Below are 22,137 nucleotides of genomic sequence, written 5' to 3' on the forward strand. Positions count from 1 at the left end.
ATCCGATGTTATCTGATCAGCGCCAGCGTGGCCGCAACGGCAGCATCGATACCTGTTGCTGCTTCTGCGATATGTTGCGCCAGCATATAGGCGGGTGTGCTGACGACTTTTCTGACTTCATCTATGACATAGTCATTCACAGGGCAGGGAACATGCAAGCCGCCCATGGAGGTGATGGCATTGGCAGTATCTTCGTCCGTGCCTATTGTTACTCTGGTCGCAGGCCCGTAAACAAGGGGAATCATTGTTGGAGCAATGCAGATATAGCATGCCGGGATGCTGGCGTCTGCAGCACTTTTTGCAAATCGCATCACATCTTCCTGAATACGGCAATCAGCACCTTTGCTGGCAAAATCAGACAGATTGGTGGCGGCACCAAATCCACCCGGGAAAAATATAGCCGCATAGTCACTGCTGACTGCCTCGGCGATATTTTTGACCTTTCCGCGGGCGATTCTGGCGGCTTCCACCAGAACATTGCGTGTCTCGCCCTCGCTGACTTGACCGGTAACATGATTGATCACGCGGCTCTGATTGATGTCGGGAGCCAGAAACTCGACTTCGGCGCCAGCACGTACCAGTGCCAGCAGCGTCAGTACTGCTTCGTGAATTTCGGTGCCGTCAAAAACGCCGCAACCTGATAAAACTAATGCTACTTTCATGATATGCCTTTGATGCAATAGGGGACTAGGTAAGGATATAAACAGTCAATTCTGCTGCCTCGGCTGCAATAATGTCAACCTGACGTTCCGCCTGGCGGGAAATAATCTGATTAGACTGTTCGTACCACGCGGGCTTGGCTGGAATAGCTTACTATTACGCAAGTTTGAGAAGGGTGCTGCATGTCCATCATGCCCATCATGATCGTCTGCCCTTCATAATTTCCCAATTTTGTTCCAATATGACTGAAAAAAAAGAACGTCCTGATACACCTTGTGTTGCTGTTTGCTCGACAACATTTGATGATGTTTGTCGTGGCTGCGGGCGCACAGTCGCCGAAGTGGCTGAATGGGTATTCATGAACGAAGATCAAAAAGAAGTCGTCTGGACAAGGATTTTGGCAGAAGGATATCCACGTAGAAACAGCTGAAGCCTCGGTTCGGAGAGCTGACTAATTGTGTTAATTCTGTCAATATTGCGCGCATTCTTACTATATAAAAATCCGGAGACATCGCAATGAGCATGGTAAATACTGTACAAAAACCCCGGCGCCGTTTCTTGCTGGGTGGACTTGGTGTGGCGGGTGCCTTGATTGTTGGCTGGGGTTTTACGCCGCCGCGCCAGCGTCTTACGGTAGACCATGCCTTGCCGATGAATGCCGGAGATGTTGCCCTGAATGGCTGGATTACGATTGCCAAGGACGGTCAGGTTGGCATCGTGATGCACAGAAGTGAAATGGGGCAGGGAATACATACTGCGTTGCAAATGATCGTTGCGGAAGAACTGGATGTGCCGTTATATATGGTGCGTCCTATTCATGCACCTATCGATAAGATTTATGGCAATGTCAGCGTATTGGCAGATGGATTGCCGTTCCATCCTGATGACGATGGTGTTGTTAAACACACTGCGCAGTGGCTGGTGATGAAGGCGGCCCGTGAGCTTGGTTTGCAGATTACCGGTGGGTCTTCCAGTGTCAAAGACGCCTGGCTGCCGATGCGCGAGGCCGGCGCCACCGCCAGAGCCATGCTGGTTGCGGCAGCGGCCAGACGTTGGAATGTCGCCTTCAGTGAGTGCAAGGCGCAAGATGGCATGGTCACCCATCATTCCGGTAAGAAAATGAGTTATGGCGAGCTTGCTGCCTATGCAGTAACGGCGCATCCTGCGGATATTCGACTCAAGAAACCGCATGAATTCAGTCTGATCGGTACGCCCGCAGCGAGAACAGATTCCGCTGCAAAAGTGAATGGCAGTGCCGAGTTCGGGTTGGATGCCAGGCCCGATGGCTTGTTGTATGCCGCCATCCGGCAGAGTCCGACGATTGGTGGACGTATCAAAAAAATAGACAGCCAGGCGGTATTGCAGATGAAGGGCGTTCGCCATGTCGTCGATATTTCTGCGAAAGAAGGTGTGTCCGGCGTAGCGGTGGTAGCGGATAGTTACTGGCTCGCAAAGAAAGCAAGTGCAGCTTTGAATATTGATTGGGATGTCGGCCCACATGCTGGATTGTCAACGGCGTCGGTATTCAAGGAGTTGGCAGATAAGCTTAATACCGAACCGGGTTTTACCTATTACAAGCATGGCGACCCTGAGGCGATGATGGGTAATCAGGCAGTCGTTAAGACCGTTAAAGCAGAATATCGGGCGCCATTTCTGGCGCATGCGGCGATGGAGCCGATCAATTGCACCGCGCAACTCAAAGATGACAAGCTCGATCTTTGGGTATCTACGCAAGTACCGGATGTCGCTGTCAGTACCGCAGCAAAGACGGCGAAAATCAATGTCGAGCAAGTCAACTTGCATATGTCTTACCTGGGCGGAGGCTTTGGTCGTCGTCTGGAGTCTGACATGGTAGTGCAGGCGGTGCTGATCGCGATGCAGACCAAAGGCTTGCCTGTCAAACTGGTCTGGAGTCGTGAGGAAGATACAACCCATGATGTTTACCGCCCCGCAGCACTGGCGCGTTTCACAGCGGGTCTTGATGCCAGCGGTAAAGTGTTGGCCTATGATAATAAATCGGCATCTGGTTCTGTTGCGCATCAGTTTTTAAAGCGCTTACTGGGGTTGCCGGGTGCAGGACCAGACAAGACCACTGCCGAGGGCGAGTTTGATATGTCCTATGAATTTGAGCATCAGCACACCGCACATGTGATTGTGCCAACGCCGGTGCCGCTTGGTAACTGGCGTTCGGTCGGACATTCGCATAATGCATTTTTTAAAGAGAGCTTCATTGATGAGCTGGCGCATGCTGCCGGCAAATCACCAGCAGATTTCCGGCGTGATTTGCTCGGTCGTCACCCTCGTCATCTGGCGGTACTGGATGCCGCCATGAATAAGGCCGGTAAAGCCCCCGCAGGGCGTGCACATGGTCTTGCCTTGCACCAGTCATTTGGCAGTATCGTGGCGCAGGTGGCCGAAGTGTCGGTAAAGGATGGGCATATCCGTGTGCATAAAGTGGTGTGTGCGGTGGACTGTGGGATTGCTGTGAATCCGAACATCATTACCCAGCAAATGGAGTCAGCGGTGATTTTCGGTCTGAGTGCTGCTTTGTATGGAGAAATTACGATCAAGGACGGCAAAGTACAGCAGACGAATTTCCATGATTATCCTGTGCTGAGAATGAATGAGGCGCCGGTGGTAGAAACGGTGATTATCAAGAGCGCTGAACATCCTGAGGGTATTGGTGAACCTGGTGTGCCGCCGATAGCTCCTGCTGTGGCAAATGCTGTCTTTGCACTGACCGGGCAGCGCTTACGCAGTCTGCCACTGACATTGGCGTGAACATTGAAACAAAGCTGACATATGCTGTAAATATACTGGTGGTAGTATCTTTGAAGCGTGCTTTAGTTATATGGACGCCAGGGTAGTTTTCTGAAATTATCGGGGGAGTATGTGTTTAAGTGACGTTGATGAAACCCTTGTGAGGGTGTAAGACTTGAGCCGGTGACATTCAGATACCAAAAATATTCATGAAAATACTATCCCGCTTTATACTGCCACACTGTCGTAAATGGTTGTTCTGGCATTGGACCTGATCAGGTGCCAGATACCGCACACCAGATTTTAAGAAATTTTATTTAGAAATATTTTATGCTGCCTACTCGCTTAATAAATCGTGACTCTCGCCGTTCCCGTGGCTTTACATTGATCGAAATTATGGTCGTGGTCGTGATCATGGGAATTCTTGCTGCGCTGGTTGTTCCCAAATTAATGGGTAGAACAGATGATGCGCGGATTGCTGCTGCCAAGCAGGATATCTCTACCTTAATGCAAGCACTGAAACTATATCGTCTTGATAATCAACGTTATCCGACCACAGAACAAGGATTGCAGGCATTGATCGTCAAGCCAGCAACCGGTCCGGTAGCCAATGGCTGGAAGACAGGTGGATATATTGAAAAACTGCCAAAAGATCCTTGGGGCAATGCGTACCAGTATCTTTCTCCCGGTATTAAGGGTGAGGTCGATGTATTTTCGCTGGGTGCGGATGGGCAGCCGGGCGGCGCTGGGAACGATGCCGATATCGGTTCCTGGGATTTATAAGCGCTCCGATGATGCAAATGCGTAATCAGCGCGGCTTTACCTTGCTGGAGTTGCTGGTGGTGCTGGTCATTGTCGGTCTGATGCTGGGTGCGATCAGTTTGAACGCCATGCCAAGCGACTTGCAGCGCCTGCAAAATGACAGCCGCCGGATTGCGCTGTTGCTGCAATTGGCAAGAGAAGAAGCGATTGTCCGCAACCTGCCGGTGGCTTTTGAAGCGGATCAGACTGGCTATCGTTTTCTGGTCAGAGAAGACAGGGTATGGACGCCGATCAAAGACGACATGTTGCGCGAGCGCGGGTTCCAGCTGTCGCCTGTGCAGTTGGAAGTTGAGCCAGCATTAGTCAATGTTGCCGCCGACGCGCAGATACGCATTGTGTTTGGCCGTGAACCGGTTGATAAACCTTTTGTACTCACCTTGCGGGCAGCGGATCAGGCTGTGCGCCTGAGTGCCGATGGCATCGGGCATTTCGATGTTGAATAAGATGGATTCATGTCGCTCCCGGAATGCGGGTTTTACCTTACTCGAAGTACTTGTCGCACTGGTGATTGTGGGCACCGCACTTGGCGCCAGTTTGCGGGCAGTGGGTAGTCTGACCCAAAACAGCCAGCAATTACGTACGTCGATGATGGCAACCTGGTCGGCTGAAAACCGTCTGGCGCAGATTCGTCTTGCACACGAATGGCCAGCCTTTGGCGACCGTACTTTCGCTTGCCCTCAGGGGGATTTGCAACTGATCTGCGAAGAACATGTGATTGCCACCCCAAATCCTTCATTTCGTCGTGTCGAAGTGTTTGTCTATGAAGTGGATAATCCCGAACGCCGTATTATCAAACTGACGCAGGTGGTGCCCAATGCGCTTTGATCGTGCACATGACTCAACCCGAAGTCAGCTCGTCAGACGACCTTCAATTAAAAGCGGCTCTTTCGGACTTCACGCGCGCGCTGTCGGATTTACGCTGATTGAACTATTAGTTGCCATCACCATTCTCGGTGTAATTGCCGTGCTTGGCTGGCGTGGTCTGGATAGCATTATCCGCTCAAGAGTTGCCTTGACTGCGGAAATGGAACAGACGCGCGGCATCCAGCTTGCCTTTGCCCAGATTGAGAATGATTGCGCGCATCTGGCGGATACAACCATGCTGGCCGGGCGTGAGTCGCTGCAGGCGGTTGGTAGTCAGGTGTTATTGATCCGTACCGTTTTTGATGAAAACCAGCCAACCCGTTTGCAGGTGGTGACATATCGTGTCAATGATGGTGTTCTGACGCGCTATCAGTCCGTTGCGACACGCGACTTATCTGTGCTTGATAGTGACTGGCAAACCGCCGCCAGTAATCCAATTATCGCAGGAGCAATTACCTTGCAAACCGGCGTCAGTGGTCTGTCTTTGCGCACCTGGACCAATGGTGAATCCGGCTGGCGCATTGGCGGGACGGAGAGTCCTACCACTGGTATTGCGGCACAGATCAGGCTCGCCAAAAGAACAGGTCTGGAGATGTCGCTGCAATTGCAAGGACGTGCTCAGGCAATGACCAAAGTGTTTTTGTTAGGGGCGGTCTGATGATGAGAGTTATCAGGCGCAAGACGCAAGGGGGCGTGGCGGTCATTACGGCACTGCTGCTGACGACGCTGGCGATCACCATCGTTGCCAGTCTGTTCTGGCAGCAGCAGGTGCAGGTGCGGTCCATTGAAAATCAACGTATGCAATTGCAAAAGCAGTGGATTTTACGTGGCGCTATCGACTGGGCCAGACTGATTTTGCGGGAAGATGCCAGACTGACCCGTAATGTAGATCATCTCGGCGAGCCGTGGGCAGTTCGTCTGGCAGATACCCAACTGGATCAGTATGTTGAGAATGGCAAAGCAGAAGGGGATGAAGCCAATGCTACGTTGTCTGGTCAGATTGTCGATGCGCAATCCCTGTACAACCTGACGAATCTGGCGACAAACGGTGTGCCGGATCCACGCGAAGTTGCCGTATTTTCAAGGTTGCTGAGTAATTTGCGTATGCCTCCGGAGCTGGCAGAATCCACCGCGACCATGATTGCCAAGTCTCAGGCAAAAGTAAAAACGGTGGTAAGCAGCTCGCCTGGCGCAGCCACGGTATCTTCTGGTTCTGTCGCTTCTGCTACTGATGCTGCAGCGTCGCAAAGTGATGCTAATTCTGCAAATTCTGCAACGGAAGTCAGTGCTGATACAGTACAATTTCTGCGCTTCATCCAGACAGATGACTTGCTCGCAGTGAACGGTTTTACACCTGAAATGTTGTTGCGGTTAAAGAATTTTGTCACGGTCTTGCCGCGTAAGACTGAAATCAATGTCAATACTGCATCGCCGGAAGTGTTATCGGCAAGGATTGACGGTGTGAGTATGGGTGATGCTGCAATGATGATTGCCAGCCGTGAGCGTGCGTATTTTTTAAGCCTGACAGATTTTAAACATCGGTTTCAGGATAAAGCAACGACGGTTGCTGATAAGGATTTGTCTGTTGCTACCCATTTTTTTTTGGTGAATGGCAAGGTCAAGATGCAACGATCTGCGCTGGATGTCAGTGCGCTGTTGGAGCGGGCTGAAGATGCATCCACATCGGTATTGTGGATCAGAGAGAATTAAAGAAATCGTTGCCGGCATCAGGTTGCCAGCAGTCGTTTCTGTTTAACTACATATGATATGGCAAGCACACTGTATATTTCTATTCCACCCAGGGCAACCATTCCGGCGAATGCAGATTGGTCGTCTCAGGTATTGCCATTTGCGTTGATGTCAGAGGAAGGGCATGTCCAGCAGCAAGGACAGCGGCGTCTCAGTGAGCTCAGAGAAATCGCCATGAATGCCCGTCAGCTCAGTTTGCTGTTAGCTGCCAGCGACATCAGCTTGCTGACCAGCAAAGTGCCGCCGATGTCTGCGGCAAAATTCAAAACAGCTTTGCCCAATTTATTTGAAGAGCAAATTGCCTGTGATCCGGCGGATGTCGTGATGGTGGCAACAGCCGTGGTGAACGGCGAGGCGACTGTTGCTGTAGCCGATCGGGTATGGCTGGAGGCGCTGGCAAAGCAGGTGAAGGATTTTCCGGTCAAAAAAATTGCGGCATTTCCCGCGCAATTAGGCTTGGTAATCCCTGTGTCTGATTCTGGTGTTAAAGAATCAGAAAACGCTGAAGAGTCCTTCGTTGTGGCATTGGCAGAACAGTACCATGCCACACAGGAGCTGGTATTACGCACGGGAGCTTATGCTGGTCTCGGGTTGGTACTGGATCAGCTAGATCAGTCTGACAAGAGTCAGTTCCTGCAAATGCTGGCGGTACTGACCGATGGTCGCAATGTAGAGTTGCATGTTCCCGGCAATGGTCAAGAGGATTGGCAGCGCGCACTGGACCAGCAAAAATTGAGTGAACGCATTCGCCTGCTGCCTGTCAGTTGGCAGAATCGTGTTGCTGGACTGGGGCACTCGGGACTGAATAAGGCAGCATTGGATTTGATGGAAGGGCTGGGGTCTGTTCATAAAGCCAGTTTTGAGTGGGGACCGTGGCGCTGGCCTTTACGTCTGGTAGTCATGCTGGTGTTGGTGAATGTGCTGGGATTGAATATTCAGTGGTTCAGCTTGAAGCGAGAAGCTAAAAATCTGAATGATTCCCTGACGCAGATATACCGTAGTACTTATCCGGGCGAAACCATTATTCTCGACCCTCTGGCGCAAATGCAGCAAAAAGTAGCATTGTCGCAACGCATGGCCGGTCAGTTGGCGCCGAACGATTTTATTATGCTGACTTCGCGTTTTGCGCAGGTCTGGGATGGAGTCATGGCAGGTAAAGCCGGGACCGTGATGTCCATCGATTATAAAGAAAGAAGTTTGTACGTGAAGCCCAGATCGTCATCTGATATTCCTTTAGAACAATTACGCGCAGCACTGAGTGCGCAGTCGCTGATGATGTCATCATCGGCGGATGGTGTGTTACAGATACAGGTGAGTAGCAATGGAGGTAAACGCTGATGCAACTACTTCTCGCACAGTGGATGCTGTTTTGGCAGCAACGAGAGCCGCGTGAACGTAAAACCTTGATCGCAGGTGGTCTGGCGCTGGCATTGATGCTGATATATCTGTTGCTGCTCAATCCAGCTTTATCTGGACGAGCGCAGTTGCAAGAAAAAATACCGCAGCTACGGCAGCAACTCGCACAAATGAACCTATTGAGCAGCCAGCAGGCGGCACTGGCAGCAGGCTTGGCTGAACAGGTTCCGGCAATCAGTAAAGAACAGCTGGAGCTTGCCTTAGCTCGTCGAGGTGTGAAGGCACAGTCACTTGCGGTTACCGATGGCACTGTGCGTTTGCAGATATCGACCGTTGCTTATCAGTCCCTGATGGAGTTGCTGACAGAATGGCAAAAAGCATCCCGCCTGACAGTGGAAGAAGCACGTCTTGCAGCATTGCCTGAAGTGGGGATGGTCAGCGCCAGCCTGACGTTAAAACAGCAGAAAAATGGACAATGATGCCGAAGTTTTTGTCTAGTAAACTGAGTTGGGGAATACTCGCATTGGCCAGTGTCATGCTGACCATTCTTGTATTTTTACCGGCCAGCTGGCTTGCCTTTGCGCTGGAAAAGCAGAGTCGGGGACGTCTCAGTCTTGGTGACGTACAAGGAAGTTTCTGGAATGGCTCTGCTTTTGTGGGTGTTGCCGCCGATATGAATGGGCCCCTTACCCCTTTGTTTGCAGGCCGTTTTTCGTGGAAGATTTCCCCTTTGCTGTTGCTTGGACAACTGGACGTGAAGCTGGATAATCCGGCATCGTTGACGCCCGCAGTGAATATCACTGGCAATTTATCGCAGTGGAATGTCAGTCCTGCCAGGCTGAGTTTGCCTCCTGAGCGTCTTGAGGGATTGGGCGCACCGTTGAATACGATAGGGCCGACGGGCGAATGCCGCTTGTCCTGGAACAATCTGCAAATGACGCGTGAACAAAGCAAGGTGAATGTACAGGGTCAGGTTTTCTTTGATCTGACAGAAATGGCATCGAGGTTATCCCCCATTAAGCCTTTAGGCAGTTATCAGATGATTTTCCATCTGCACGGAAGCGATGCAGACATGCAATTGAATACCTTACAAGGACCGATGATGCTGGGCGGAACAGGGCAAATACATCAGGGACGGTTTCAATTTTCCGGAACGGCCCGAGCGCAGCAGGGGCAGGAAGATAAACTGGCTAATTTATTGAATTTACTGGGACAACGCCGCAAAGAAAGTAGCAAGGGCGGTGATAAAGACGTAATCGCGTTAGAGTTCAAATGAAAACATATCCATCAAAATACAAGGCAGCTATGATCAGCACTTCTTTACGCAAGCCGATGCAGCATTTGTCAGCCATGACGGGTGCGGCACTCGTGACAGCAGGCTGCCTGCTGGCACCGGTCAGTATTGCGCAGACACCGGCACAAAACACAGCAGAACTGAATTTTGTCGGTGCGGACATAGAATCTGTCGTCAAGGCGATTGGTCATTATACGGGCACGACTTTTATCATTGATCCCCGCGTCAAAGGTCAGATTAATCTGGTGTCTGAAAAGCCCTTGACCAAAGATCAGGCATTTAAATTACTGACTTCGTCCTTGCGCCTGCAAGGGTATGCGGTGGTGACTGCTGACGGGTACGCAAAAGTGGTGCCTGAGGCTGACGCTAAATTACAGCCGGGGCCAACGCAATCGGTCACGCAAGACAAAACGCTGGCAACCAAAGGTGATCAGATTGTGACGCAGGTCTACAAGCTGAACTACGAATCACCTGCCAATGTCGTCACGATATTGCGTCCGTTGATCTCACCGAATAATACGATTAATGGTAATCCGGGTAACAGTACGGTCGTGATTACCGATTATGCAGACAACATTAAACGTCTGAACAAAATCATTGCTGCGCTCGATGTACCCGCATCGATGGACATGGATGTTATTCCGGTCAAATATGCTATCGCTGCGGATGTGGCCGCGATGGTGACTAAGCTGACGGACAGTGGCGGCGGAGCCAATGATCCCAGTCGTGCAGTATTGATGTCTGATCCGCGCACCAATTCCCTTTTGCTCAGAGCACCATCCGTCGCTCGTGCCAACCTCATGAAATCGCTGATCGCCAAACTGGATCAGCCAACTTCTGCCAAAGGCAATGTGCATGTGGTGTATCTGAAAAATGCAGAAGCAGTGAAGTTGGCAGCGACCTTGCGTTCCATCATTACCGGTGAAACATCGGCAGCGACACCAAGTACGGGATTATCAAACATCGGCAATAGCGCCAATGGGACGAATAATCCCGTGACCTCCAATGCCAGTAATAATACTGCGACTCAAAATGCCAGCTCTTCCAGTCTGAGCAGTTCAAATGCAGGTGGTGGCGCAGCAGGATTTATACAAGCGGATGCGGCTACGAATACTCTGATTATTACCGCCAGTGAAACCGTGTACCGCAATTTGCGGGCGGTGATTGATCAGTTGGATGCACGTCGTGCACAAGTATACGTTGAAGCGCTGATCGTCGAGGTTACTGCGGATAAGGCAAACGAATTTGGTATTCAGTGGATGGGCTTATCTGGCAATCAGAACAGTAATTATCGCGTAGGTGGTGGTACTTCATTTTCTACCGCCGGAAATAATCTGCTGAGTCTTGCTGCAGGTAATGCCACAACGACAGGCGCTGTGTTGCCTGGCAATGGTTTGTCGATCGGTATTTTCCGCCAGATTAATGGGCAACTGGGGTTAGGGGCGCTCGCACATGTCCTGGAAACAGGTGGCAATGCCAACATTTTGTCTATGCCAAATCTGGTCACGCTTGATAATGAAGAAGCAAAAATTATTGTCGGTAAAAATGTGCCTTTCATTACCGGGCAATTTACTTCTACCGGTACCAGCAGCACCGCCAGCGTTAATCCTTTCCAGACGATAGAGCGTAAGGACGTGGGTTTGAAGCTCACAGTCAAACCACAGATTTCTGAAGGTGGCACAGTCAAGTTAGCGATTTATCAGGAAAGTTCGAGTGTTGATGACGCGACGAATGTTTCCGGCATTATTACTAAACAGCGCTCCATTTCTACCAACGTACTGGTGGATGACGGGCAAATCATTGCACTTGGTGGTTTGATGGAGGACAGTACATCGGATGGCGTTGAAAAAGTCACGGGTCTTGGCGATTTACCTGTGATTGGTAACTTGTTTAAATATCAGAACAGCAAACGCGGCAAGACGAATCTGATGGTGTTCCTGCGTCCGACGGTGATTCGCAATCCTGATCAGAGTAATACCTTATCGGTCGACCGTTATGATTACATGCGTACCCAGATTGTGCCTGGCAAGGACGCTGGAGCCCAGAGTCTGCTGCCTACCATGGAAAAAGGCAAATTGATGACGACGCCATTGACCATTCCGTCAGAAAAAGAAAAAACAGCGGAAAGACAGAATCCAGCTGGAAAAGAAGGCAAATAAAACATGCTTGAAAACCGTTTACTGCCTTACGGCTTTGCCCGTGATTTTCTGGTACTGGCAAGCCGTGATACAAGCAAAGAGCATGCTGGCGTTGAACTGAGTATCTCTGCGAAGACGACACCGGCGGCGATTGCCGAAGTAGGTCGTCGTTTTGGTAAAGTCAGTTTGAAATTGATGAAGCCAGATGACCTGGATCAGGCTATTGCACGCGCCTATGCTGGTTCCGGTGGTGATGCGGCAGATGTCGTCGGCGAGGTTGAATCGGATCTCGATCTGGCAAAACTGATGCTGGACATGCCGGCCGTCGAGGATTTGCTGGAGTCTGCTGATGATGCTCCGGTCATTCGCATGATTAATGCCTTGCTGACGCAGGCATTGCGCGACGGTGCTTCGGATATCCATATCGAACCGTTTGAGCAGATTTCTGTTGTGCGTTTTCGTGTCGACGGTTCCTTGCGGGATGTGGTCAGGCCTAAAAAAGCGATTCACGCATCCTTGATTTCGCGTATCAAAATCATGGCACAACTCGACATCGCTGAAAAACGTCTACCGCAGGATGGTCGTATTACTTTACGTATCGGTGGCAAGCCTGTTGATGTGCGTGTATCGACCTTGCCAACAGGGCATGGTGAGCGCGCCGTATTGCGCTTGCTGGATAAGGAGGCTGGCAGACTGGATTTGGCGAAGTTGGGGATGAGCGATGATGTGCTGGAGCAGTTTGATCAGTTGATTTCTCAACCGCACGGCATTGTGCTGGTAACTGGGCCGACAGGTTCAGGTAAAACCACGACGTTGTATGCCGCACTATCAAGAGTGAACGCAGGAACAACCAATATTCTGACAGTCGAAGATCCGATTGAGTATGAACTCGCAGGTGTGGGGCAGACTCAGGTGAATCCACGGATTGATATGACGTTTGCCAAAGCACTGCGTGCTATTTTGCGGCAGGACCCTGATGTCATTATGATTGGTGAAATCCGTGATCTCGAAACGGCACAGATCGCGGTGCAAGCATCGCTGACCGGACATCTGGTGCTCGCAACCTTGCATACCAATGATTCTGCCGCAGCAGTCACCCGTTTGCTGGACATGGGTATCGAGCCATTTCTGCTGTCTTCCTCGTTGCTTGGTGTCGTGGCACAGCGGCTGGTACGTAAATTGTGCACACATTGTCGACGCGAAGAGCGTGGACGCTGGCATGCGGTAGGGTGTGAGCATTGTGGTCATACTGGCTATCAGGGGAGGGTTGGTGTATATGAGCTCTTGCTGACCACGGAAGAAATCCGCGCGCAAATTCATCATCAGGCAGCCGAGGCAGAGATTCGCCATGCGGCTCAACATAACGGAATGAGAACGATGCGTGAAGATGGTGAACGCTGGCTTGCTTCGGGCGTGACGACGGCTGAAGAACTCCTGCGTGTGACGAAGGAATAAGCATCGTGCCAGCATTTCGATATGAAGCCATTGACACCTCAGGTCTTGCCACCAGAGGCGTATTGAGTGCCGATAGTGCCAGAGCTGCGCGTAGCGAGCTGCGTGCGCAGGGATTGGTGCCAGTCAGCGTTGATGTGATCAGTACGCAAATGGACGCGGCTGGTAAGAAAAAATCTCGCGGCTTGTTTGGGGATAAGTTGTCGACGGTTGAGCTGGCTCTGTTTACCAGACAGCTGGCCAGTTTGCTGGAGGCGGGTTTGCCGCTGGAGCAATCCCTGTCCGCATTGCTGGAGCAGTCTGAGCGTCCGTTTATTCGCGATCTGATTGCTTCCATTCGTTCTGAAGTGACCGCAGGCATTGCCTTGTCGGATGCGCTGAAACAGCATCCGAATGACTTCGCCGATATTTACTGCGCCTTGGTTGCTTCTGGCGAGCAAATTGGACATTTGTCACGTGTATTGTCACGCCTTGCAGACTATATTGAACGGCGCAATGCTTTGGTTCAAAAAGTGAAACTGGCATTTACCTATCCCGCTATTGTCACCGTAGTGGCATTTGCCATCGTCATATTTTTACTGACGTATGTGGTTCCGCAAATTGTCTCCGTGTTTGCCAATACAAAACAAAAATTGCCATTATTGACAGTGATGATGCTGGCGATTTCCGACTTTGTGCGCAATTACGGCATCTTGCTTGCACTTGTTTTGCTCAGTGTTTTTTTTGTATGGCGTTCAGCGCTGAAGAATCCCCAGATTAAAATGCGTTGGCATACCTGGTTGTTAACGGCACCGCTGTATGGCAAATTCGAGCGCAGCCTGAATACCGCCAGATTCGCCAGCACATTAGCGATTACCACAGGTTCCGGTGTTCCTATTTTGCGTGCCTTACAGACAAGTCGGGAGACATTGTCGAATGTAGCGATGCGGGCGCAAGTAGAAGATGCAACGGCCAGTGTACGTGAAGGTGTCGCGCTGGCAAGAGCATTATCGGCACATAAGCACTTTCCACCGATGTTGATTCACATGATACGTGCCGGTGAAGTGACCGGTGAATTACCCGCCATGCTGGAGAGAGCATCGAATGCGCAGGAGCAGGATCTTGAGCGTAGGGCACTGACGATCGCAGGTTTGCTTGAACCAGCCTTGATTCTGGCCATGGGTGTAGTGGTGTTGCTGATTGTATTGGCAGTATTGATGCCAATTATTGAAATTAATCAGCTGGTACGTTGATAAGGAATGAAATGAAGCGTTTGCCTATATTGTTGAGTGTATTGACGTTTATTTTGTTATGCATGTCCCTGAGTTTTTGGGGACTGCATTTGTTTAAGCCGGCGGCAAGGGCTGTTTCCATGCCTGCAATTCAGCAGCCAGAGCCATCGGCCGGAGGCTGGGGAGCTTTGTTTGGCAATGCACAGGCAGTACAAGTTGCCAGTAATTACCAGTTGCAAGGTGTAGTGCTCGCCAAACGATCCGACGAGAGTCTGGCAATCATCAGTACCAATGGGAAACCGGCAAATGCCATTGCGATCAATCGGTCGATTGCCAGTGGAGTTGTTTTAAAAGAAGTGCATGAGCAGTATGTGCTTATTTCCGAAGCGGGAGTCATACGGCGTGTTGAGCTTCCGGCAGTTGTCGCGGGTAATATGATCAAAGTCAATGCCCCGGGCGATGGCCGGATAGCGCCACAGATTGCACCTGTCGCATTTCCTGCGCATCAGGCAGCACCTGTTCCTTCTGGTTCACCAGTTCCACCAGCGCCGCCAATGGTGACGCCGGGTTTGCCTGCCGCTTCATTGCCGGCAACGATCACAGGAACACCTTCATGAGTTTGCCGACAGAGATTGAAAACGCGGTGCAGCGTGCACATCCATCATGGCATGCTGCATTAAATGCCGCGATCAGGGCGGTACAGCAGGCGGATGCTCATTATCTGAATTCTTTGGTCAAAACCGAGTTTTTACCAACGCAGGATCGTTTATTTGCCGCCTTCTCGTTGCCTATGGATGATGTACGTTTTGTGCTGGTTGGCGAAGGTCCTTATCCACGTGAGGAAAGTGCAACGGGTTATTGTTTTATGGATGGTGCCGTGCAGAGCTTATGGTCGGACGAATCCGGTGGAGGTTTGTCGAAAAAAGTGAATCGGGCAACTTCCTTGCGCAATTTCATGAAAATGTTGTTGGTAGCATCAAGAGATCTGAGTATAGAAGACACCGGTGTGGCGGCATTGTCAGGTGTGGCAGAAAAAGTACGCCAATCGGACTTGGATTACATTACCAGTTTGTCGGAGTTGCAGTCCAATATGCTGGCAAAAGGTTTTTTACTGCTGAATGCATCTCCCGTTTTTCGTCAAGAGGTGGCTCCCATCAAAGATGCACGGGCGTGGCAGCCATTCTTGCAAGTCATTTTTGCCGAGTTGCAGGAGTACCAACAGCGACGACAACAAAGCATGGCGCTGCTGGTGTTGTGGGGGAAAATCGCAGAACAACTGAAGCAGATTCCCGCAACTGGATTGTTTCCTCATATAGCAGCAGAGCACCCGTATAATTTGTCTTTTATTGCGAATCAGCACATGCAGGATTTTTTCAGACCGATGGAGTTACTGAAAAAATTTCCACAAAGAAAATTTTTGTAAGAATTCCATATATTCTGTGGCTGTAAGCCTTACTTTGTAGAATAATCAAAGATTGCCTGGTGCTGCTGCGTACAGGTCGGAATACCTATGTCATTGTTATGCTAAAAAAAATTGAAATTGACCAGCTCAGAGTTGGTATGTACATACAAGAGTTGTGCAGTTCGTGGATGGACTCTCCCTTCTGGCAAAAATCTTTTATGTTGTCTGAAATGGATGTTTTACAGAAGATCAAAGAAGCAAAAATCCGCGAGGTCTGGATTGATACATCTAAAGGACTGGATGTATTGATAAAAGAAAATGTGCCCGCCGCAGCTCCTGAACCGGTTCCTGTCGTTGAACCGCCAAAGCCTGCAGTACGTGAAATTGCCGCCGTTTCTATGGATGAAGAATTGGGACGTGCTTCGCGGATAGTGAATAAATCCAAAGAAGCAGTGTTCAGTATGTTCAACGAAGCACGCATGGGACGTGCTGTTGATGTTGGTAATGCCCAGGAAATGGTGGAAGAAATTGCTGACTCTGTGATGCGAAATCCAGGGGCATTAATTGGCTTGGCGCGACTGAAAACCAAAGATGATTACACTTATATGCATTCTGTTGCTGTTTGTGCATTGATGGTGGCGTTGTCTAAGCAACTCGGACTCAATGATGAGCAGACCAGAGAAGCTGGTTTGGCCGGTTTGTTGCACGATATTGGCAAAATGATGGTGTCCGACGAAATTTTGAATAAGCCAGGCAAATTGACCGACGATGAGTTTGTTTCTGTCAAGGCGCATCCTGCTGCAGGTTACAAGATGTTGCTCGAATCTAAAGATGTCAGCAAAGTGGCACTGGATGTCTGCTTGCATCATCATGAGAAAATGGACGGTTCAGGCTATCCCAATCGCCTCAAGGGTGAGCAGATCAGTTTGTACGCACGCATGGGAGCGGTATGCGATGTCTATGACGCAATTACTTCTAATCGTCCTTATAAGCAAGGCTGGTGTCCTGCCGAGTCGCTGCGCAAAATGGCGGAATGGAGTAACGGACATTTTGACGAAAAAGTATTTCAGGCATTTGTCAAAAGTATTGGTATTTATCCCGTTGGCACATTAGTTCGTCTGGAGTCTGGAAAGCTTGGTGTTGTGGTTGAGCAGCAGGTTGGGAAATCATTATTGCTACCGAAGGTCAGGGTATTCTTCTCTATCAAATCAATGGTGTACATCGTACCTGATCTGATTGATTTGGCTGCACCAGGCATCAGAGACAAGATTGTCACGCGTGAAGATGCGGCGAAATGGGGATTAAAGGATATTAATCGTTATTGGCTGGGAGAAGCAGCGCCCGCGAGTTAAATGGCGTTGCGCCACTCATGTTGCTGAGTATGTATAAAAAAGCTCTGTACGTTACAGAGCTTTTTTATTGGGTGTTATGCCGATCTCATATAGCGAGAGCCAGGTTACTTATTTGCCAGGCTGAATCACGACTTTTCCGGTAACTTTGCGGGCTGCGATGTCGTTCAGGGCTTTTGCCGTATCTTCTAGTGCATATCGTCCTGAAATATGCGGTTTTATTTTACCTTCTGCCAGCCAGCCAATCAGCTCACGCATTGCAGCCAGATTGGCTTTCGGTTCACGTTTTGCAAACTCACCCCAGAAGACTCCCACCAGAGATGCGCCTTTTAATAAAGTCAGATTCAATGGTAATTTAGGTATTTCGCCATTTGCAAAGCCAATCACCAGATAGCGACCGCGCCATGCAATAGAACGGAAAGCGGGTTCTGCGTACACACCACCGACTGGATCGTAAATGACGTCCGGTCCTTTACCGTCGGTTGCTTTTTTGATTGCTTCGCGCAAATCTTCAGTGCTGTAGTTAATCGTCAGATCAGCGCCATGCTGTTTGCAGATATCTAATTTTTCATCAGAGGAAGCAGCGGCAATCACGCGAGCGCCTAGCGCTTTGCCAATCTCAATTGCAGCCAGACCGACTCCACCAGCAGCGCCAAGTACCAGCATGGTCTCTCCAGCCTTCAGTCCCGCACGATCAACAACCGCATGGTGGGATGTACCATAGGTCAATGTAATTGCCGCAGCAGTATCGAAATCCATGCCCGGAGGCATAGGCATGATGGCGTTTGCGGGAACTGCGACTTGCTGGGCAAATGCACCATTGCCGATAAAAGCGATAACTTTGTCGCCTATCTTGACGTTAGAGACGCCTTCTCCGACCGCTGTGACAATACCTGACAGCTCACTGCCGGGTGTGAATGGCAATTCTGGTTTGAATTGATATTTGTTCTGAATGATCAGTACGTCCGGAAAGTTGACGCCGGCTGCTTTTACATCAATGACGACTTGACCCAGTGCAGGCGATAAATCAGGACATTCTTCGACGACTAAGGTGTCTGGCAGACCCCACGCTTTGCAAAGTACAGCTTTCATATTTTGTCTCCTTTTTTATAAATAGTACGACCGTTAGTTTTTGTAATTATGCCGTAAAAAAGTATCTGCGGTAGAAATTTATATTTCAGCATCATGTAGAATGATCGGTATGAAAATCCTGATCAGTAACGACGATGGTTATCTTGCTCCCGGCATAGTTGCTTTAGCCGCTGCATTGGCGCCGATCGCGGAAGTAATAGTGGTGGCGCCCGATAGTAATCGCTCTGGTGCCTCGAATGCCTTAACGCTCGATAGGCCGTTGTCGGTGCAGCGTGCTGAAAACGGATTTTATTTTGTGAATGGCACTCCCTCCGATTGCGTACATATTGCACTGACTGCGATCATGAAGGATAAGCCTGATCTGATTGTATCTGGCATCAATCAGGGGCAAAACATGGGTGACGATACTCTGTATTCTGGTACGGTTGCGGCGGCGACGGAGGGATTTTTGTTTGGCATACCTGCGATAGCGTTCTCTCAGGTCGAAAAAGGATGGGAGTATGTTGATGTCGCAGCGCAAATGGCTCGTGACATGATCGTGAACGGATTTAAAGAATTGCCAGCACCATTTTTGTTGAACGTGAATATTCCCAATTTGCCGTATACGGAACTGAAGGGTTTGCGAAAAACGCGACTCGGAAAGCGCCATGCATCGGAGCCGGTGATACATATGCTTGATCCGCATGGGAGGAATATCTACTGGATAGGTCCTCCCGGAGCGGTAAAAGACGCGAGTGCTGGTACTGATTTTGATGCGGTATCTAAGGGCTATATTTCGGTGACACCGCTACAGATTGACTTGACCAATATATCGCAATTAACGCAGTTAAACCTGGATTTTGCATGAATTCAAAAGAGAAGCGTTTTCCATTAAATTTGTCTTCTGTCGTTGATCAGAAGGATGGTGTAAACAGACAGCATATTCAGCGTACTGTTACACCACAAACCGCGATGAAAAACGTTACTTTTGATACGGTAAATAAGTCTGCATCGCCGGTTAGGGATTCTGGATCTTCTAAGCCTAAAACAGCGTTAATGTTCAACGTGCCAGTGCAGACGCAATCGCCTTTTCAGTCTCCATCATCCACTTATACGCAACCTTTGGTGCCAGATGCTGTACGCAAAGCAATGGTCGCGAGAGTTCGTCAGCAAGGGGTCGCTGATGAGTTGGTATTGGCTGCAATGGAAGCGGTGCAACGTCACTTGTTCCTGGATTCTGGCTTGTCTGGTCAGGCATATGTTGATGCCTCTCTGCCGATTGGGCATCATCAGACGATTTCTCAGCCTTACATTGTCGCAAGAATGGTGGAGATCATGAGGAATGGCTCCAGCATGTCACGCGTCCTGGAGATCGGCACTGGTTGTGGTTATCAGGCGGCAGTGTTGTCTTTGGTGGCGAAAGAGGTCTACTCTATTGAGCGCATCAAGGCCTTGCATGAGTTGGCTAAAAATAATTTGCGTCCAATGCGCATTGCGAATATCCGCTTGCATTATGGTGATGGGATGCTGGGATTGCCTCAGGTCGCACCGTTTGACGGTATCATACTGGCTGCTGCTGGGATGGAGGTGCCTCAGGCGCTACTGCAGCAACTGCGCATTGGCGGAAGACTCGTTGCGCCAGTCGGTGGGCGGCATCAGGTGTTACAACTGGTTGAGCGTATGTCCAATCACGAGTGGAGTAGTGTCGTTATAGAAGACTGCCATTTCGTCCCCTTGCACTCAGGCGTTATCTGATTGCCGGGTGCCTCAGAATTTAATACCAATTTAGTTTAGTAATGAGAATGAAAAAAATACAGCAGCATTTGAATGTCATGTTGATGGGAGTGGTCGTTGTCGGTATATCGGCTTGTAGCACTACTCCAAATAAAGCGCCGGTGGTGGAGCGTGGCGTCGATCGTACTCAACCTGAATCAAGTCATGTCGCGCCAGCGAAACCAGTGGTGAAAGCGCCAGAAAGCAGTCGTGGCACCTACGTTGTTAAACGTGGTGATACGCTGTACCGGATTGCGCTTGATCATGGGCAGAGCTATAGCGACATCGTTGCGTGGAATAGTTTGAAAAATCCGAATGACATCAAAGTTGATCAGGTATTGCGCGTTGCTCCGCCAGAGTCTGGTTCAGGCGCCGTCGCGCAGACCTCGACGGTGACGCAATCTGCGATCGAGGTAAAGCCTATCGTTGCCAGTGCCCCGGTCAATAAAAATGCTCCAAGAGGGGATAAGCGCTCTTATTCAGAAGCAAATTTGAACGAGCTGCAAAAGCCAGATATGGTCGGAGCAGCAGTTGTTCCTGCTGCTCCGGTTAAAACTGATGTTGTTCCGGTCGCTAAACCTGCAGAAAAGCCCCATGATGCCCCTGTAGAGAGTGATGGAGTTGAGTGGATGTGGCCAGTTGATGGTAGGGTTGTTGCTTCATTTGATGATGCTAAAAATAAAGGTTTGGATATTGGCGGCAAAATGGGGCAGGATATCTTTGCGGCTGGCTCAGGTAAGGTGATGTATGCAGGTAGTGGTATTCGTGGCTATGGTAATCTTGTGATTATCAAGCATACAAGTGCTCTGTTATCTGCTTATGCGCACAACAAAACAATACTTGTCAAAGAGGGTCAGTCGATCACAAAGGGGCAGAAGATTGCGGAAATGGGTAATTCTGATAGTGATGCAGTGAAGTTGCATTTTGAAATCAGATTGCAAGGTAAGCCGGTTGATCCATCAAAATATTTGCCTTCACGTTAAATTGGTTTGCTCGCAGATTGGATGTATCTTTGAAACGATAAGCGCCACTCGTCAGCGTATAACGCATGCCAGTGTTCACATTTTACGTAGTCCCAACAGGCAGAAGCACAGACCATGAGTAACAATTTGAATCGATACGAACTGGATGCCTCTGCTACCGATCGCCGGGCTGACTCTGTATCGGATCTCGCTGATGGCGACGCTGATGCGTTGGTAGATGGTTTGTCGGATGGGGTGCAGGATGATAGGGAAGATGTTGCTACTGATGCAGTTGCTCAGGATGTTGATTCGCCTACCACTGTTATTGCGCCTATTGATGAGCTGAAAACGGTTCTTGCAGCAGAATTATCGACTGACACCACGCAGTTTTATCTGAATCAAATTGGTACCAGGCCTTTGTTTAATCTGGCTGAGGAGTTGCATTACGCGACTCTTGCAAAGCAAGGGAATTTTGATGCCAGACAAAAAATGATTGAGCACAATCTTCGTCTTGTTGTGTCCATCGCCAAGCACTACATCAATAGAGGTGTTGCTTTGCTGGATATGATAGAGGAAGGTAATCTTGGTCTGATGCATGCGATTGATAAATTTGAACCAGAGCGTGGATTTCGCTTTTCTACTTACGCTACGTGGTGGATACGACAGAGCATAGAACGCTCCATCATGAATCAGGCCAGAACGATACGTTTGCCTGTGCATATGGTCAGGGAGTTGAATCAGATTCTTCGTGCTAAATATCATCTGGAATCGCAGCGGCGGGATGGTAGGGATGCTGCCGTTGAAGATATTGCGTTATTGGTTGATCGGCCAGTGGATGAGGTGCAGGATATTCTGGCGTTATCTGAACATGCAACTTCTCTTGATACTCCGCTCGACAATGACCCGCAGTCCAGTCTGATGGATATGCTACCAAGTGATGGTGATGATGCCCCTGATTTGTTGGCTGAGCATCATGAAATGACAGTGCTGGTACGTGATTGGTTATCTAAGTTGCCAGATAAGCAGAGGATCGTGATTGTCCGGCGCTTTGGACTTGATAACGATGATCCTGCGACCCTGGAGATGCTGGCGGATGAAATGGGCATCACCCGCGAGCGTGTCCGTCAGATACAGCAAGAAGCATTAATTAAATTGAAGCGCTCATTCATATCCCGTGGTGTTGGTAAAGACTCCTTGATTTGAGAGTATTTCGTCCTGTTATATTCTGGATGATGGTGGCGCATCGCACTTCTTTTATAATTCCGTTTTTTTCA

Annotated in this window: 22 protein-coding genes; 20 read left to right on the forward strand and 2 right to left on the reverse strand. The window is 49.7% G+C overall.

The window, feature by feature from the left end:
* Positions 1-8: 8 nt before the first annotated feature.
* Entirely contained in the window at positions 9-662 is a 654-nt protein-coding gene (gene elbB, locus ACO0LB_RS05670; protein WP_423047360.1) for an isoprenoid biosynthesis glyoxalase ElbB, read from the reverse strand.
* Positions 663-901: 239 nt separating this feature from the next.
* Here elbB and ACO0LB_RS05675 point away from each other — a divergent pair, with 239 nt between their 5' ends.
* The 16 genes from ACO0LB_RS05675 (at position 902) to ACO0LB_RS05750 (ending at position 17,060) form a co-directional block, all read left to right on the forward strand.
* Complete coding sequence (locus ACO0LB_RS05675) at positions 902-1,090, forward strand: DUF1289 domain-containing protein (protein WP_423047362.1); 189 nt, start codon at positions 902-904, stop codon at positions 1,088-1,090.
* An 86-nt stretch (positions 1,091-1,176) separates the two neighbouring features.
* Positions 1,177-3,441 carry a molybdopterin cofactor-binding domain-containing protein gene (locus ACO0LB_RS05680; protein ID WP_423047364.1) on the forward strand — a complete coding sequence of 755 codons (2,265 nt, stop codon included), beginning with the start codon at positions 1,177-1,179 and terminating at the stop codon, positions 3,439-3,441.
* Positions 3,442-3,750: 309 nt separating this feature from the next.
* Positions 3,751-4,203, forward strand: a complete 453-nt coding sequence (gene gspG / locus ACO0LB_RS05685) for a type II secretion system major pseudopilin GspG (RefSeq protein ID WP_423047366.1) — start codon at positions 3,751-3,753, stop codon at positions 4,201-4,203.
* A gap of 11 nt (positions 4,204-4,214) precedes the next feature.
* A complete protein-coding gene (gene gspH, locus ACO0LB_RS05690; RefSeq protein WP_423047676.1) occupies positions 4,215-4,685 on the forward strand; it encodes a type II secretion system minor pseudopilin GspH in 471 nt (156 codons plus the stop codon).
* Between the two features lies 1 nt (position 4,686).
* Positions 4,687-5,067, forward strand: a complete 381-nt coding sequence (gene gspI, locus ACO0LB_RS05695; RefSeq protein ID WP_423047368.1) for a type II secretion system minor pseudopilin GspI — start codon at positions 4,687-4,689, stop codon at positions 5,065-5,067.
* A complete protein-coding gene (locus ACO0LB_RS05700) occupies positions 5,057-5,764 on the forward strand; it encodes a PulJ/GspJ family protein (protein WP_423047370.1) in 708 nt (235 codons plus the stop codon). Before gspI ends, ACO0LB_RS05700 begins: the two co-directional genes overlap by 11 nt.
* On the forward strand, positions 5,764-6,816 hold the full coding sequence (gspK, locus tag ACO0LB_RS05705; protein WP_423047372.1) for a type II secretion system minor pseudopilin GspK: 1,053 nt from the start codon (positions 5,764-5,766) through the stop codon (positions 6,814-6,816). Before ACO0LB_RS05700 ends, gspK begins: the two co-directional genes overlap by 1 nt.
* Before the next feature lie 57 nt (positions 6,817-6,873).
* Positions 6,874-8,193: a type II secretion system protein GspL gene (gene gspL, locus ACO0LB_RS05710; protein ID WP_423047374.1), complete on the forward strand. Its 1,320-nt coding sequence runs from the start codon at positions 6,874-6,876 to the stop codon at positions 8,191-8,193.
* Entirely contained in the window at positions 8,193-8,690 is a 498-nt protein-coding gene (gene gspM / locus ACO0LB_RS05715) for a type II secretion system protein GspM (RefSeq protein ID WP_423047376.1), read from the forward strand. Before gspL ends, gspM begins: the two co-directional genes overlap by 1 nt.
* Positions 8,687-9,487: a type II secretion system protein N gene (locus tag ACO0LB_RS05720; protein ID WP_423047378.1), complete on the forward strand. Its 801-nt coding sequence runs from the start codon at positions 8,687-8,689 to the stop codon at positions 9,485-9,487. The genes gspM and ACO0LB_RS05720 overlap by 4 nt, the downstream gene beginning before the upstream one ends.
* Positions 9,484-11,664: a type II secretion system secretin GspD gene (gene gspD / locus ACO0LB_RS05725; RefSeq protein WP_423047380.1), complete on the forward strand. Its 2,181-nt coding sequence runs from the start codon at positions 9,484-9,486 to the stop codon at positions 11,662-11,664. The genes ACO0LB_RS05720 and gspD overlap by 4 nt, the downstream gene beginning before the upstream one ends.
* A gap of 3 nt (positions 11,665-11,667) precedes the next feature.
* Entirely contained in the window at positions 11,668-13,098 is a 1,431-nt protein-coding gene (gene gspE, locus ACO0LB_RS05730; RefSeq protein WP_423047382.1) for a type II secretion system ATPase GspE, read from the forward strand.
* Between the two features lie 5 nt (positions 13,099-13,103).
* Positions 13,104-14,327 carry a type II secretion system inner membrane protein GspF gene (gene gspF / locus ACO0LB_RS05735; RefSeq protein WP_423047384.1) on the forward strand — a complete coding sequence of 408 codons (1,224 nt, stop codon included), beginning with the start codon at positions 13,104-13,106 and terminating at the stop codon, positions 14,325-14,327.
* A gap of 11 nt (positions 14,328-14,338) precedes the next feature.
* A complete protein-coding gene (locus ACO0LB_RS05740) occupies positions 14,339-14,923 on the forward strand; it encodes a type II secretion system protein N (protein WP_423047386.1) in 585 nt (194 codons plus the stop codon).
* Positions 14,920-15,729 carry a uracil-DNA glycosylase gene (locus tag ACO0LB_RS05745; protein WP_423047388.1) on the forward strand — a complete coding sequence of 270 codons (810 nt, stop codon included), beginning with the start codon at positions 14,920-14,922 and terminating at the stop codon, positions 15,727-15,729. The genes ACO0LB_RS05740 and ACO0LB_RS05745 overlap by 4 nt, the downstream gene beginning before the upstream one ends.
* Positions 15,730-15,827: 98 nt before the next feature.
* On the forward strand, positions 15,828-17,060 hold the full coding sequence (locus tag ACO0LB_RS05750; RefSeq protein ID WP_423047390.1) for an HD-GYP domain-containing protein: 1,233 nt from the start codon (positions 15,828-15,830) through the stop codon (positions 17,058-17,060).
* A gap of 108 nt (positions 17,061-17,168) precedes the next feature.
* On the opposite strand, the gene ACO0LB_RS05755 is transcribed toward ACO0LB_RS05750, so the two are convergent.
* Entirely contained in the window at positions 17,169-18,149 is a 981-nt protein-coding gene (locus ACO0LB_RS05755) for an NADPH:quinone oxidoreductase family protein (protein WP_423047392.1), read from the reverse strand.
* A gap of 109 nt (positions 18,150-18,258) precedes the next feature.
* Here ACO0LB_RS05755 and surE point away from each other — a divergent pair, with 109 nt between their 5' ends.
* The 4 genes from surE to rpoS all read left to right on the forward strand — a co-directional run bounded on the left by surE (position 18,259) and on the right by rpoS (position 22,066).
* Positions 18,259-18,996 carry a 5'/3'-nucleotidase SurE gene (gene surE, locus ACO0LB_RS05760; RefSeq protein WP_423047394.1) on the forward strand — a complete coding sequence of 246 codons (738 nt, stop codon included), beginning with the start codon at positions 18,259-18,261 and terminating at the stop codon, positions 18,994-18,996.
* Positions 18,993-19,883 carry a protein-L-isoaspartate(D-aspartate) O-methyltransferase gene (locus tag ACO0LB_RS05765; RefSeq protein WP_423047396.1) on the forward strand — a complete coding sequence of 297 codons (891 nt, stop codon included), beginning with the start codon at positions 18,993-18,995 and terminating at the stop codon, positions 19,881-19,883. Before surE ends, ACO0LB_RS05765 begins: the two co-directional genes overlap by 4 nt.
* A gap of 47 nt (positions 19,884-19,930) precedes the next feature.
* A complete protein-coding gene (locus tag ACO0LB_RS05770) occupies positions 19,931-20,884 on the forward strand; it encodes a peptidoglycan DD-metalloendopeptidase family protein (RefSeq protein WP_423047398.1) in 954 nt (317 codons plus the stop codon).
* A 114-nt stretch (positions 20,885-20,998) separates the two neighbouring features.
* Positions 20,999-22,066 (forward strand): RNA polymerase sigma factor RpoS, encoded by a 1,068-nt coding sequence (gene rpoS / locus ACO0LB_RS05775; RefSeq protein WP_423047400.1) that lies wholly within the window; start codon positions 20,999-21,001, stop codon positions 22,064-22,066.
* Positions 22,067-22,137: the final 71 nt, after the last annotated feature.

This window comes from Undibacterium sp. SXout7W (assembly GCF_049339385.1).
Lineage (GTDB): Bacteria > Pseudomonadota > Gammaproteobacteria > Burkholderiales > Burkholderiaceae_D > Undibacterium.

What these genes read in the sequence shown, in the direction of transcription:
- elbB (WP_423047360.1), bottom strand. Translation starts at nt 662, where the DNA reads ATGAAAGTAGCATTAGTTTTATCAGGTTGCGGCGTTTTTGACGGCACC.
- ACO0LB_RS05675 (WP_423047362.1), top strand. Translation starts at nt 902, where the DNA reads ATGACTGAAAAAAAAGAACGTCCTGATACACCTTGTGTTGCTGTTTGC.
- ACO0LB_RS05680 (WP_423047364.1), top strand. Translation starts at nt 1,177, where the DNA reads ATGAGCATGGTAAATACTGTACAAAAACCCCGGCGCCGTTTCTTGCTG.
- gspG (WP_423047366.1), top strand. Translation starts at nt 3,751, where the DNA reads ATGCTGCCTACTCGCTTAATAAATCGTGACTCTCGCCGTTCCCGTGGC.
- gspH (WP_423047676.1), top strand. Translation starts at nt 4,215, where the DNA reads ATGCAAATGCGTAATCAGCGCGGCTTTACCTTGCTGGAGTTGCTGGTG.
- gspI (WP_423047368.1), top strand. Translation starts at nt 4,687, where the DNA reads ATGGATTCATGTCGCTCCCGGAATGCGGGTTTTACCTTACTCGAAGTA.
- ACO0LB_RS05700 (WP_423047370.1), top strand. Translation starts at nt 5,057, where the DNA reads ATGCGCTTTGATCGTGCACATGACTCAACCCGAAGTCAGCTCGTCAGA.
- gspK (WP_423047372.1), top strand. Translation starts at nt 5,764, where the DNA reads ATGATGAGAGTTATCAGGCGCAAGACGCAAGGGGGCGTGGCGGTCATT.
- gspL (WP_423047374.1), top strand. Translation starts at nt 6,874, where the DNA reads ATGGCAAGCACACTGTATATTTCTATTCCACCCAGGGCAACCATTCCG.
- gspM (WP_423047376.1), top strand. Translation starts at nt 8,193, where the DNA reads ATGCAACTACTTCTCGCACAGTGGATGCTGTTTTGGCAGCAACGAGAG.
- ACO0LB_RS05720 (WP_423047378.1), top strand. Translation starts at nt 8,687, where the DNA reads ATGATGCCGAAGTTTTTGTCTAGTAAACTGAGTTGGGGAATACTCGCA.
- gspD (WP_423047380.1), top strand. Translation starts at nt 9,484, where the DNA reads ATGAAAACATATCCATCAAAATACAAGGCAGCTATGATCAGCACTTCT.
- gspE (WP_423047382.1), top strand. Translation starts at nt 11,668, where the DNA reads ATGCTTGAAAACCGTTTACTGCCTTACGGCTTTGCCCGTGATTTTCTG.
- ACO0LB_RS05740 (WP_423047386.1), top strand. Translation starts at nt 14,339, where the DNA reads ATGAAGCGTTTGCCTATATTGTTGAGTGTATTGACGTTTATTTTGTTA.
- ACO0LB_RS05745 (WP_423047388.1), top strand. Translation starts at nt 14,920, where the DNA reads ATGAGTTTGCCGACAGAGATTGAAAACGCGGTGCAGCGTGCACATCCA.
- ACO0LB_RS05750 (WP_423047390.1), top strand. Translation starts at nt 15,828, where the DNA reads ATGCTAAAAAAAATTGAAATTGACCAGCTCAGAGTTGGTATGTACATA.
- ACO0LB_RS05755 (WP_423047392.1), bottom strand. Translation starts at nt 18,149, where the DNA reads ATGAAAGCTGTACTTTGCAAAGCGTGGGGTCTGCCAGACACCTTAGTC.
- surE (WP_423047394.1), top strand. Translation starts at nt 18,259, where the DNA reads ATGAAAATCCTGATCAGTAACGACGATGGTTATCTTGCTCCCGGCATA.
- ACO0LB_RS05765 (WP_423047396.1), top strand. Translation starts at nt 18,993, where the DNA reads ATGAATTCAAAAGAGAAGCGTTTTCCATTAAATTTGTCTTCTGTCGTT.
- ACO0LB_RS05770 (WP_423047398.1), top strand. Translation starts at nt 19,931, where the DNA reads ATGAAAAAAATACAGCAGCATTTGAATGTCATGTTGATGGGAGTGGTC.
- rpoS (WP_423047400.1), top strand. Translation starts at nt 20,999, where the DNA reads ATGAGTAACAATTTGAATCGATACGAACTGGATGCCTCTGCTACCGAT.